Origin of the sequence: Steroidobacter flavus, from assembly GCF_042651805.1 — a bacterium.
In the GTDB taxonomy this organism is placed as follows: domain Bacteria; phylum Pseudomonadota; class Gammaproteobacteria; order Steroidobacterales; family Steroidobacteraceae; genus Steroidobacter; species Steroidobacter flavus.
Window position 1 is genome coordinate 781,953 of record NZ_JBHSDU010000001.1, and the last position, 13,229, is coordinate 795,181.

9 protein-coding genes are annotated in these 13,229 nt (G+C 61.3%); 3 read left to right on the forward strand and 6 right to left on the reverse strand.

The window, feature by feature from the left end:
• Positions 1-2: 2 nt before the first annotated feature.
• Entirely contained in the window at positions 3-2,120 is a 2,118-nt protein-coding gene (locus ACFPN2_RS03060) for an alpha-ketoacid dehydrogenase subunit alpha/beta (RefSeq protein WP_380594849.1), read from the reverse strand.
• 157 nt (positions 2,121-2,277) lie between these two features.
• On the opposite strand from ACFPN2_RS03060, the gene ACFPN2_RS03065 reads away from it, so the two are divergent.
• The 3 genes from ACFPN2_RS03065 to ACFPN2_RS03075 all read left to right on the forward strand — a co-directional run bounded on the left by ACFPN2_RS03065 (position 2,278) and on the right by ACFPN2_RS03075 (position 4,413).
• Positions 2,278-2,751, forward strand: coding sequence for an Lrp/AsnC family transcriptional regulator (locus ACFPN2_RS03065; protein WP_380594851.1), 474 nt, complete (start codon positions 2,278-2,280; stop codon positions 2,749-2,751).
• Between the two features lie 7 nt (positions 2,752-2,758).
• Positions 2,759-3,559 carry a DUF72 domain-containing protein gene (locus ACFPN2_RS03070; protein ID WP_380594852.1) on the forward strand — a complete coding sequence of 267 codons (801 nt, stop codon included), beginning with the start codon at positions 2,759-2,761 and terminating at the stop codon, positions 3,557-3,559.
• A 92-nt stretch (positions 3,560-3,651) separates the two neighbouring features.
• Complete coding sequence (locus tag ACFPN2_RS03075; RefSeq protein ID WP_380594854.1) at positions 3,652-4,413, forward strand: DUF899 domain-containing protein; 762 nt, start codon at positions 3,652-3,654, stop codon at positions 4,411-4,413.
• On the opposite strand, the gene ACFPN2_RS03080 is transcribed toward ACFPN2_RS03075, so the two are convergent.
• The 5 genes from ACFPN2_RS03080 to ACFPN2_RS03100 form a co-directional block, all read right to left on the reverse strand.
• On the reverse strand, positions 4,414-5,391 hold the full coding sequence (locus tag ACFPN2_RS03080; RefSeq protein ID WP_380594856.1) for an FHA domain-containing protein: 978 nt from the start codon (positions 5,389-5,391) through the stop codon (positions 4,414-4,416).
• Positions 5,381-6,211 (reverse strand): PP2C family protein-serine/threonine phosphatase, encoded by an 831-nt coding sequence (locus ACFPN2_RS03085; RefSeq protein ID WP_380594858.1) that lies wholly within the window; start codon positions 6,209-6,211, stop codon positions 5,381-5,383. The genes ACFPN2_RS03080 and ACFPN2_RS03085 overlap by 11 nt, the downstream gene beginning before the upstream one ends.
• Before the next feature lie 12 nt (positions 6,212-6,223).
• A complete protein-coding gene (locus tag ACFPN2_RS03090) occupies positions 6,224-7,495 on the reverse strand; it encodes a multiheme c-type cytochrome (RefSeq protein ID WP_380594860.1) in 1,272 nt (423 codons plus the stop codon).
• Between the two features lie 36 nt (positions 7,496-7,531).
• Positions 7,532-11,236, reverse strand: coding sequence for a hypothetical protein (locus ACFPN2_RS03095; RefSeq protein ID WP_380595297.1), 3,705 nt, complete (start codon positions 11,234-11,236; stop codon positions 7,532-7,534).
• Positions 11,237-11,309: 73 nt separating this feature from the next.
• On the reverse strand, positions 11,310-13,229 hold the full coding sequence (locus ACFPN2_RS03100; protein ID WP_380594862.1) for a hypothetical protein: 1,920 nt from the start codon (positions 13,227-13,229) through the stop codon (positions 11,310-11,312).

The window sequence follows — 13,229 nt, forward strand, 5'->3', positions numbered from 1 at the left end:
GATCAGATGCTGGCGAGCTGACGGATCGCGTCAGTGATGCGGGCGACACTCGGCACCACCGAGTCGAGCAACAGCGGGCTGTGCGGGCTCGGCACGTCCGGCATGGTGACTCGCTCGATAGGCGCGTCGAGATCGAAGAACGCTTCTTTGGCCAGCGTGGCCGCGATCTCGGCACCGAAGCCGGCGGTGAGGTTGTCTTCGTGAACGATCAGGCAACGACGCGTCTTGCGCACCGATGCCAGCACGGCCTCGCGATCCCAAGGCATCAACGTGCGCAGGTCCAGCAACTCGACGTCGACGTTCGACTCTTCCGCCGCCTGCTCGCAACGCTCGACCATGGCGCCCCAACTGATGACGGTCAACTCAGAACCCGAGCGCAGTTGTTTCGCTTTGCCAAACGGGACGACGAAATCATCGCCCGGATACGGACGACGCGCCCAGGCACCGTCAAGCATCGCGCGATGTTCAAAAAAGATCGTCGGATCGTTGGCACGCACCGCGCTTCTCAACAAGCCCACGGCATCTTCCGCATTCGAAGGCATCGCGACCCGCCAGCCGATCGCATGCACGAACTGCACTTCGTTACTTTGGCTATGCCACGGATCGCCGCACTTGAAGAAACCGCCCGGCATACGCACGACCATCGGCGCGGCGAAGCGATTCGCCGTGCGCCATCGCATCGTGCCGCAATCGTTCAACTGCTCGACGGCCGGATCGGCGTACTTACGGAACTGAATTTCTGGTACCGGCATCAGGCCAGCGAGCGCCATGCCCACGGCGCGACCGATGATGCCCTCTTCCGACAAGCTCGTATCGAACACGCGCGATGCGCCGAACTTCTCCTGCAATCCCAACGTCGCGGCATGCACGCCGCCCTTGCGACCGACGTCTTCGCCAAACACGACGACGCGCGGATTGATGCTCAACTCATGTTCCAACGTGCGACGAATCGCCGTGACCATGTTGATGCGCGGCCCTTCGGAACGCGGGGTCTCGTTGCCTTTGGGATGCTTGATGCCCGCATTCAACAGGCCGCCCTGCAGCTGCAGATCGACGCTGCCGTCTGCTTTGTTTTCGGAGAAGACATGGCTGGTGGAGCGAGTGACATCGGGCACCGAGCTCGCTTCGACGGCGGCCAGCGCGGCCTGCACATCGTCATTGGCGCGCTGTTCGAGAGCCTTCCACGCGTCTTCAGAAATCACATTCGGCACGAGCTGCGCACGCAGCTGAACCAACGGGTCGCGAGCGCGCTCGGCGCTGATTTCTTCGGGCGTCTTGTAGGTCTGCGTGTCCTGGCCAGAGTGGCCCGACAAGCGCGGCACCAGCATTCGCATCAACACCGGCCCTTCGCCAGCACGCACGGCCGCAACGCCTTCGGCGATCAGGTTCGCCGCTTCGACCGGCTTGGCGCTGTCGCCTTCGATGATGCGGAGGTTCTTGAAGCCCGAGAGATTGGCGGCGATGTTGCCACCGGGCGTCTGGAAATCAGACTTCACCGAGATGCCGTAACCGTTGTCCTCGATAAAGAACAGGATCGGTAGACGCTGCGTGGTCGCGATCGTCAGCGCGGCCCAGAAACCATTCGTCGCGGCCGAAGCGTCGCCGCCATGAGCCACCGCGATACTGCCATTGGCCTCGGCTTCCTTCAGAACCTGCGCTCGATACTGCAGCGACTGCGCCCAACCGATTGCCGGCGTGTACTGCGCACCCACGCCACCACACGCGGGCAACACGCAAACACCTTCTCGCTTCGGCAAATTGAATACCACGCCGATATCGCGACCGTCGCTCACGCTGCCCGAACGCATCATCGTCGAGGCCAGCGCGTCCTTGAGCGGCAGACCGACCGAGAGCAGCAACGGCCGCGAGCGGTAATAAACACCCATGCCATCGCGCGCACCGGTCATTAATTGCCCGAGCAACACCTGCGTGACGTCGTGGCCCCGCGCCGTAAACTGATAGAGGATCTTGCGCGCCGGGAGCAACTGCGTCTCTTCCAGCTCATCCAGGGCGCGCGACACCAGAATTGTATGCACTACTCGCTGCCAATCAGGCTGCGGATGCTGCCGGGTCCCACTGCCAACGCCGGTGCCAAATACCGAATGTCGTTCTGCGCTCATGTACTCGAGTCTTGTCTCGCGGCTGTGCGCGCCGCGCTCGCCAGCGTACGCCTGAGCGCGAAGCGGAAATCAACAAAGTGCGGCAGGAATCGGGCGCCGTTTGGTGATAGTCTCCACTTCAACCCGCCGAATTAGGCGATTCCACTCCGGATGTAAAATGGACCTGGACCGCTACGACGCCGCCATCCTCACCGAGCTGCAGAACGACGGCCGCTTATCCATCGTCGACCTTGCCGAAGAGGTCGGTCTTTCGAGCACGCCCTGCGCACGTCGCGTGAAGCTCATGGAACAGGACGGCATCATTCAGGGATACACCGCCGTCGTCGATCCGAACCGACTCGGCTTGAAGGTGCAGGCATTCGTGCAGGTCCGTCTGACGCGCCACACCGACGAAAACATCGAGCAGTTCCGCCGCGCCGTCGACAGCATGGAAGAAGTGGTGAGCTGTCACGCCATGACCGGCGCCTACGACCTGCTGCTGCAAGTGGTCGTCACGGACCTCGAACAGCTCAGTAATGTGGTGCTGAAGAAGCTCATGCATATTCGCGCTGTCCGCGACGTGCATTCGAGCATCGTGCTCAATACCATCAAGCGTTCGTCGCGGCTGCCCGTTCGTCACCTGGTGCGTTGAGGTTTCCATGAGCAACAAGATGGGAAGAATCCGCGCCGGCATCGGCGGCTGGACCTACGAGCCCTGGGAAGAGACCTTCTACCCTTCCGACCTGCCCAAGAAATCGCAGCTCAACTACGCGAGCCGGCAGGTCACGGCCATCGAGATCAACGGCACGTTCTACCGGCTGCAGAAGCCGGAGGTTTTTGCGAAATGGCGCGACGATGCGCCCGACGACTTCGTGTTCTCCATCAAGGCACCGCGCTATCTCACGTATCGCAAAGTACTCTCGGAAGCGGTTCCTTCCATGCCGAAGTTTCTCGCCAGCGGCTTGTCGTCGCTAGGGCCGAAGCTCGGACCGATCATGTGGCAGTGTCCGCCCAGCCTCCATTTCGATGCGGACGACATCGAGAAATTTCTCGCAGCCTTGCCTCACACTCTCGACGACCTGCCACTCCGGCACGTGCTCGAAGTGCGGCACAAGACCTTCATGGATCCTTCGTATGTGGAGCTGGCGAAGAAGTATTCCGTCGCGACGGTGTACGCCCACACGGATGAGTTTCCGAACTTCGCCGACGTGACTGCCGATTTTGTCTACGCCCGGTTGCGTAAGACGGAAAAGACCGAGCCGACCGGATATTCCAAGCCCGATCTCCAAGCCTGGAGCGAGCGTGCGAAGTTGTGGGCGGAGGGCGGCACGCCGTCGGATTTGCCGTATGTCACGACTGCCAAGCCTCCGAAGAAACCGCGCGATGTCTTTATCTTCTTCATCAGCGGGGCCAAGGAGCACAATCCGGTTGCGGCGAAGCATTTATTGACACTGCTGTAGCGGGTCGCGGCTGAATGCCGCCATATTTGTTACTCCCGCGTTGTGCTCCGTGGGGCGACACTAGCTCCCGAAATGATCTTTCGGAGGTTTCGATGAGCACGACGAAATTACCGCCCAACACGCCTCCCATCGTGTCGGCGCAAGAGTGGGAAGCGGCGCGAGTGGACATGCTCGCCAAGGAAAAAGCTCACACGCACGCCCGCGACGCCCTCATGGCCGAGCGCCGCCAGATGCCCTGGCTGGCCGTAGAAAACAAATACATCTTCGATGGGCCCAATGGCCGAGTGAATCTGCTCGATTTGTTCGAAGGCCGGCGACAGTTGATCGTCTATCGCGCCTTCTTCGAGCCCGGTGTCCATGGCTGGCCTCAGCATGCGTGCATCGGTTGTTCCATGGTCGCCGACCAGGTCTCTCACCTCTCCCACCTTCACGCCCGCGATACGACACTCGCTTACGCCTCGCGTGCGCCGCAGGCTGACATCAAGCGGCTGAAGTCACAAATGGGATGGCAGCACATTCCCTGGTACACCATCACGGATAGCTTCGACGCCGATTTCGGCGTGGCGGAATGGCACGGGCACAATGCGTTCATTCGCGATGGCGATCGGATCTTTCGGACGTACTTCATCAACAGCCGCGGCGATGAAGCGATCGGTACGGTGTGGAGCTTCCTGGATATGACGGCGCTTGGACGGCAGGAGGAATGGGAGAAATCACCGGCAGGCTATCCGCAGAGCCGGCCTTACAAATGGTGGAACTGGCACGACAGCTACGTGCCGGATGCGGCGCCGGATCCGAAGTGGGTTGAGGTGTCGGATGCTGGTGAGGCGGCTATGCGCAGCCGCGATAGCTGACTACTTCGCCAACAGGAATTTATAAGCAACGAACAGCACAGCGATGGTCGCAAGGAACGCGACCGTCGCGACGACGAGGTTGCGGCCTTTGGTCTCCTCGCCGGCGCCGGCGTCGGCGACGCGTTGAGTGGCGGTGATCGGGCCGATGCTGGCATCGGTGCGGAATACGCATTCGACCGGGCCGAAGCGCACGCGATCGCCGGAGGACAGATAACTCACATTGGCCCGCTTGCCGTTGACGAACGTGCCGTTCGCCGACATCTGATCGAGCACCTTCCAGCGCTCGCCTTCATTGACGATCTTGGCGTGCAGCGCCGACACGCCGCTGTCCATGAACTGGACTTCGCGATCCGTCTGACTGCCGATGGTCCACTCGGCATTGCCCGAGTCGCCGACCGCCAGGCGAATGTTCAACCCCGTCCGACTGCCGGACACCACTTGCAGATGAGGCCCATCGACCGCGCTGGGCGCAGCCGCGACGGGCGCGGTGCTGCTGGCCATTTGTTTCATCTGTGCGGGGTCGATGAACTTCGTCTTGTGGACGCCGGCATCGCCCATCGCATCCGGATCCGCCCAGGCGCCCGGCCGCTTGAACACACCGCTGCTCTCGGCCACGACCGCCGCCGACTCCGGCGCCCGATACACCGTCTTGCTCTCATCGAGCGCCACCGGTGCCGATGTCTGCGACGGAATACGAAAGTCGAACTCCTCGACATCGAAACGCAAACGGTCGCCGGAGGCGATTTTCACGCGACCGGAAATCCGATTGCCGTTGATGAACGTGCCGTTGGAAGACCCCAAATCTTCCAGCCAATAGCCGTCCTCCGCCAGCACCAGCTTGGCGTGCCGGCGGGAGGCGTGACCTTCGGTGAGCAGCACATCGCACTCGGCCTGCCGGCCCAGCACGGTTTCCTGCTTCACCTGGATCTCGCGGCTGTTGCCGACCTTGATCAGGACTGCGTTGGATTCAGCGACCATAGAACCACCACCACAAGACCGCCACGAGCGTGGCGGCGGCCATTCCGCCAATAATAGGTAACATCGGTTTCAGTTTCTGCGAAATCCCGCCCGGAACCTCGACCGCATCCGGCCCGTCGTATTCCACGACCACCGCGCTCACATTGTCCCGGCCGCCTTTGGCCAGCGCCGCATCGATCAAAGCCTCGGTGGCCTTCTCCGGCTGCGCATGAGTCTGCAGAACTTCGGCAATCTCGCGATCCTCCAGCTCATCGTTGAGCCCGTCGCTGCACAGGAGCAGCCAGTCCCGCCGTTTCAGCGGCAAGGTCGTGGTCGACGGCTCCGGCGTGCCGATGCCGAGCGTCCGGGTCACCAGATTCCGGTTGGGATGGCCGCGCAACTGCTCTTCAGAAAGATTCTCCTGGACTCGCAGAACTTCCAGATACGAGTGATCGCGCGTCAGCGCGCTCAGCGATCCGCCCCGCCATAGATAGGCTCGACTATCGCCCACCCAAGCAATCTCCGCCTGCCGTTCAGCAATGCGCGTCGCCACGACGGTCGAGCCCATGTTGTCGTAAGCAGTGTTGGTCTTCGCGGTCGCCAGCACCGTTTCATGCGCTTTCCTGATTGCATCCACCAGCGGCAGCGTCAGCGCCTCGCCCAGCAATGTTTCTTTCACGACCCGACTGGCCACGTCGCCGCTGGCATGACCGCCCATGCCGTCGGCGACGAACCAGAAGTTGCTCGCCTCGTCCCAACCGATCACATCCTCGTTCGGGCCGCCGCGACGGCCCGGGTGAGTGCGACCGGAGAATCGTTTGCTGGCGGCTAAGAAGCGCACGATGAGTTCCGTTCAGAATGATTTCTGCGCGTTGGCCGCGGCAGTGGCGAATTGTTGGGGACTGAACGTCGAGTCGTTCTTGACCGCGTTGTACAGCGCATCCAGCGCCGCTTTCTTGCTGTTGCGATCGCCGATCGTGTAGCTCAGGCTCTCCAGCCCCAGCACGATCTGCTCCGCAGCCGCATAGTCACCTGCTTTATCGGTCGCCGCCCAACGAGCGAGCGTCTTGCGCATCTTAATTACATCCGCGCTCGAATATTGTTTACGAGCGAGCGCATCGCGCGGGCCCAGCCAGTTCAGCAACGCCTTCGCCGCCTCGTTCACCGCGGCACGATCGCGCTGCCCGGCGCGAATGAGCGCGTTCGTCAGATCGGCGAGCTGCGCGGTCGCGGCGGGTTCGAAAGCATCGGTGAGGGCCTGCAACACGATGAGATTCTGGGTTTGCAAACGCACCGTTCCCGGCTTGATGCCGGCGCCGGCGCGTGCCGAATTCCAGCGGATCTTGTCCATCGGATGATGGCAGCTGTGGCAATCGTAGAACGCCAGCTCCGGAAACATGTCGCCCGCATGGAACATGTTTGTTTGCAACAGCGACAGGTAACGACGGGTGGTCTCGATCTGCCCGGTGACCCACAGGTTCATGCCGGGAATCTCTCCCTTGCGCTCGTTGTAGTCCTTGTCGACGATGAAATGCGCTGGCTGATTGGTGGTGTAAGCCTCGAGTTCGAAGCTCAAGCGCGGATGACCCGCGCCCATGATGGCGTGCGTCGCGAACTGATCCTTGGTGCCGAGATGACACCCCAGGCACACCTGAACTCGTTTCAGCGGCTGTTCGGTTGGATACATGCCGCGCGCCACGTTGTCCTTATGCGTGGCGGTCTCCGTCGCGTGACTTTCGAGCCATTTTTCCGAACCGCCGTGGCACGCCTCGCAGCCGATGCCGTCGCTCATCTGAAACTTCGGGCCGCGCTTGTCCGCCGGCACGTTGTCGGCATGACAGTCCAGACAGATCTTGGCCGCGGTCGCATTCGGCAAGCCGAGGTTGTTGGCAATGCGTTTTGACTCGGCAAGCTCAAGGGTTCGGAACGCCTGTGCGTGCCGGTCCTCCTGTTGCCAGATCCGGTACTCGTTCAGCGCCACATCTTTATCTGATTGCGGCGCGAGCTTGCCGTGACAAACGCTGGTGGCGCAGCTTGCCACCCCCATATGTTTGTAATCGGCAATACCCGGCTCGATGGCGAGCGCACGCACGCTCACCCCCAGTAACGCTGCGACCGTCCACAAACGTGTTATCGCCCTCCATCCCATAGAGATACTCCGCTACTGCCGTGAGACCCTCTGTTCTACTTGGTCGGTCACATACCACGGCTGCCCGTTGTCATCCAGGAACAGCTTGCGCATTTCCTCCAGATTGAGCGGTCGCGAGCCGCGGCGGCCGAAGACGGCGATCTGACCGCCGGTCTCGTCCACACCGCGATCGCGCTCGAGGCCCTTCGAGAGGCTCAGCGCCGGCTTGCTGGTCGAATACATCGCAATCAGCTCCGGCTTGGGCTCGGGGCTGAAGCCATAGAACTTGGGCTGCGAGGCGGGCGAGGTCAGCTGCACCACTTTGAGACCGCCCTCGCCGTCCGCCACATACATGAACAGCGAGGCATTGGTGGTCGCCACGATCACATCATGGGCATCGGTGATCTTGCCGCCCGCCGTGAAGCGTTGATATTCGAACATCCGCTCCGGGCGCTCCGCATCGACGATCACGACACCATCGCTGCCCGCTGCAACGTATGCGTACGTTCTCGCGACGAACACGCGCTGAGCATTCTTCATACGAATCGTGTTGTCCGGCACGAGCCGTGGCGCCTTCGCATCGGTCACATCGATGGTCTTCAAGCCCTCCGCATCGGTGACGAACAGATAGCGGAACTGCAAGGCCGTCGAACGAGCATCCTTCAGCGGAATCTCTGCGATCAACACCGGATTCTTCGGCGTATCGACACTGACGATGGCCACGCCCTTCGCCGTCGTGATGTACAAGTAGTAGCCGCCAACGGTGATGTGACGCGCGCCATTAAGCACGCCGCCCGGATTCCAGGTCACCGCACGCTTCAAGAAGTTATTGCGCGGCTCGCCGTCGGCCATGGTGTTGACGTCCACCAGGATCAGACCTTCCTTCGAGTCCGTCACGTACGCGTAGTTGTAGAGCGGATGAATCGGCTGCTCCAGGTTCGCCACCCGCATCTTCTCGCCATTGTTACGCGGCGGATGAATCGGCTGATTGGTCGGCAGCGCGACGCACGTCGCGTCCTTCGTGTTGACCTGAGTGTCGTGACCCAACGGGCTGAACGGTGCGGTGATCAAACGTTGCGAGACGCCCTTGTTGCCCTGGCTCGCCACGTCGTACACCTGCAGGCCGCCGCGACCCTCGGCAACATACAAATATTCACCGCGCAGCTGCAGGCACCGCACATCGCCAGCGTTGTGGCTGTAGCCGTTCTTCAGCTCGCGATCGTTCTTGTTGTGATCGGCGAACCAGTCCGGATAAGCATACCGATGCAGGAAGCTGCCGATGACCGCTTGCGGCTCATCCCATTCGGTGACGTTGACCGCGCTGATCTGCCCCTCGCCGCCCACATACGCGTTGTAGCCGACGAAGTTGATGAAGTTGGTCCCCTGCGCCAACAGCTGCGCCATGATGGCGTTGTTGTCGTTCTCCTTCGACAAATGGCAGTCGGTGCAAGTCTTCGTTTCCGTCTTGCGTTCCGTATGCGGGTAATGCGGGTTGAACGCCTGCGAGCTGTAACCGCTGGCCGCGATCGGCGGCTGCTGGATATAAATCTTCTCGCGGTTCGCATTCGTCGATGACAGTACCAACGCCGAACTCGATCTTACCGGCGCGATCTTGCCGCCCGCGGCGGGCTCGCGACGACCGAGCAGGAACATGTCATCGCGCGCGACCTGCGGGTTGTAGGTCGCGAAGTTGCGTGTCTCGCCGCCTTCGTAGTGATGACGATCGGTCTTGGCATTCGCCTCGATCGGCAAGTGACAGCCGCCGCAGCTCGTGGTCCACGACGTGTGGCACGTGTAGCACTCGACGTTCTCGTCGGTGTGCGCAAGGTTGTTCGGCGCGACGCCCTTGCCCCACTCCAGCGACGACGTGTTCTTGCTCATGAGCTTGGCACGCGCCGCCTTCGGGTTGTATTCGGCACTGTTGGGATCGACCGAGCGTTTCACCAGACTCATGCGCCATTCAACGCCCGACTCCATCATTGAGCGCTGATACAACGTGTCGCCGACCCACTCGAAGCGGCGACGGCCATCGGGCGTGCGCAGTGTGGTCATGTCCACACCGCCGCCCAGTGCGGCCGGGCCCGACGTGTACAAGTTCGGCAACTGCTGTGAGGTGCCATGGCAGTCTTTGCAGTCGATCTCGACGGCGGCGGCAACCTCACCATAGATGTAGCCGTTGCCATGATTGTCCTGTGAGAAATGGCAGTCCACGCATTGCATGCCCACGTCGACGTGAATGGACGACATGTGGACTGACTTCTTGAACTTCTGCGGATCGTCGTCGCTGACGATCTTGTTATTGGCGTCGAGCAGATTGCCCTTGCGGTCGCGCTTGAACACGGCGCGGAAGTTCCAGCCATGCCCGTGATAGTCCGCGAACTGTGTGTCCTTGAGCTGCGGATTGAGCTCGGACACCTGCTTCAAGAACTCCACGTCCGCCCACTTGCCACGCGTCGCCGCAGCTTCCGGATTGCGATCCAACACTTTGCGGATCTGATCGCTGGTCGGGTACTGCTGTTTCTCCGGCCACATGAACGGCGCGTCGGACTCGTAGTCCCACATCGTGTAGCCGAGGAAGCTGTTCATGAACATGTTCGGCTGGTGCATGTGACAGACCATGCACTGACTGGTCGGCACCGAGCGCGTCAACGTGTGCGTCAGCGGGTGACCGGGTTCGGTCTTGCTGATCGTCGGATCGACGGTGCGCGTCAGGCCCTCATGACCGAACTTCGCGTAGATGCTCGAGTGGCGCTTGTCGCGATCGTTCGCATAGACAACATGGCAGGAAGCACAGCCCGAATGACGGAAATCGCCCGGCTGATCGTTGGTACCCATGAACCACGGCAGCGGATCGTTCAACCGCGTCTTGGTGATATTGATCACGGGCACAGCGATTCGCGCACCCGTGCCCGGACCGCGATTCGACTGACGGAAGTCAGGCCGCCCTGGCTCTTCGATCCGTTGCAATTGACCGAGCGCGTTGGGAATGCCTGTCTCGGGGAACAAGTTCGCGATATTCCGGCCACCGCGCTCGAACACGCGGAAGATGTCACCGGGATAAATCGTTTCCCACGACGGCAGCGGATACAGCTGCGGCAGAATGCCGGCGACCGCCGCCTGATTGACCAGATGATCCGGGATCTTCGGTCCCTTCAGCAGCACGCCCTGCCCGTTGCGGTCGTACGCCTCGCCGAGGATGTACTGTTTGAAATCCAGAATGCCGTTGTTATAAGCCGCGCCACCCCACAGCATCGCGCCCGTCGTGTGCATGCTTCGCGCCGACGCCTCGATGATCTCCATGTGACAGGCCCCGCACGACTCGCGAACGATGCGGTAGTCGGACGGGTTCGTGAACCGAATGAACTCGGGGCTTTCCCGATTCAACAACGTGTAGGTGCGCTCCGGATTGGCGCTGGACGGATACTTCCACTCCTCCGGAAACTTCGGCAGCACGTGCGCGAGCTCCTGCTGCTTCATGTACTCCTTGGTGCCGCGTTGAACGCCGGCCACCAGACGCACATTCGCATCGCCGCCGTGACAGTCCGTGCAACCCAGCTTCACCGCCGGGTTCGTGTGCATGGTCGGCTGATCGGTCTGCGTGTGACAGGTCTGACAGCCCTCGGTCTTCGCCCGCATCATCTCGTCGGTCTGACTCTTCGGCGCGGACGGCGCAGTCACATACTTCGGCTCGTCGCCGAACAGGCTGGCGGAAGCCACGCCACTGAACGCGCACACCATGACCAGCGCCACAGCGGCTCCAATCCTTCTTACTCTTTGGCAGTCACCAGTCATTAGTCACCAGTCACTTCTTTTAGTAAGCGAAGATCGCGTTGAGCAGGAAGTAGCCCGGATCCTCGTCCGGGAACAACGCTTCGAAGCCATCGCCAGCGATCAGCGTCGCATACGAGGCGCGGACCACGATGTTCTGCGACATCATCGGGCGATACACCAGTGACGCCGACACGTCGTAGCCGATGTGCTTATCGATCGGCCCTTGATTGCGCGCCACTTCGATCACCGCGGGATCGTCGAAGTACAGCGTGTTCGCGTTGAAGGACAAGCGCAGCTCAGGCATCAGATCCATATCGACCCCCAGGCCCGCCATGACGATGCCGGGATTGGTGAAGTTCGACTGACCTTCTTCCTTGCTCGAGCGCAGGTTGTTCAACACGCCATTACGAGTCGCCAGGTTCACGCGACCGCCACCGATCAGGGGCACGGCCTGACGAATGAAGTAACTCGTGTCCGCGCCGGCGAACTGCGGGTTCTCGAACACCGCATCGAAGCCGTGCGCCTCGTCATCGAACGGATCGTCGTCGCCACTGCCATACAACAGCGAAATGCGCGGGCGGATCCAGTCGAAGTCCATCGACAGCTCCGCCGCCGCGAACAGCGCGCTGATGTCGACTTTCTGATTGACAAACACGCTCGGCGTCTCGTCGCCGAACGCGTAGTACACGGAGGTCGTTAGATTCACCCGACCGAAGTGACCGTCGCCGTTGTAGCCGACATAGGTCACGTCGTACTCACGGAAGTTTTCCAGACCCAGCGACGCCGGCCGCTCGATGAAGCCGTTGGCGTTGTAGCGCAGCTCATCCTCGCGGTTGCGGTTGTAGAGTACCGTGGCCTGCGATGTGAAGCCGAGCACCGGGAAGTCCTGTCTATAGAGGTTGGCGACAAACACGTCGTCCTTGCGAGGCGATTCGCTGACATCGTTCAAGCCGCTGTTCGTGTCCTTCTCCAACCGGCGGAAGTACGCGAGGTTGTACTGCCATTTGTTGTTGTCACGAGTACCGAACAACCGCGCGCCCAGCTGATTGTCCTGGAATAGGAAGCCGCGAAAGTCCGATGAGAACGGCTGAATGCCGATACGGAAACTGTCGAAGTCGAAGTTGTCGGAAACGTTGCGCAGATGTTTGTCCACGAACGCGGCCTGCAAGCCGACGAACGTGTCATCGCGCGTCAGTCCCTTGCGCGCATCCGCATTCACACCCTGGATTTCTTCCAGCTCGGTGTAGTTGTACGACACCACCGGCGTCACGCGGAATTCCCAATCGGGTGGCTTGAAGACCGTGTTGCCTTTGTAATAGACAAACTCGGCGCTGATGTTCTGTCCCACCGTCCACTGATCGGAGCTGCCGAACACGTCGATGCCGCCCGGGTTGTCGGTCGAGATCGCGCCGATGCCGGTCGGCACTTCGCGCAACTCATAGACCGTGTCGGAGATCAGCCCCAGATTGAAGAACCAATCGTCGCCGACGACCGGCTTGTCCGCCTTGAGCACGTTGCGGTTGTAAGGGTCCCACCACCGTTCTTTGTAGCCCAGCGTGTCGACGATGCGCCAACGATCGGGCATCGGCACCGAGTCGACGAAATCAGTCAGACCGGGACGCGGGATCGGCGAGATCGACGCCGGCTGTGCACGTTCCATCACCCGTCGTCGTGGCGCGCGTCCCGTATCTTCAACAGGCGGCACTGGCAGGACTTGTTGAGCTGCCGGCGGTTGCGGCGGCACGCCCTCACCCGAAGGCGTCGTCGGTTGCTGCGCGCTGCCCTCTTGCGGACACGGCACTTCGGTATAGCCTGGCCGACGCCGCTTCACGATGCGGCCGATGTCGTCCTGATAGCAAACTTCAGCGGAGCTCGCGCTCGTCGACCACGCAGTCGCGGTGACAACAAACGTACTGATCGTGAGTAACGAAGCAGTCAGTGGTTGACGTTTCTTGCTCAC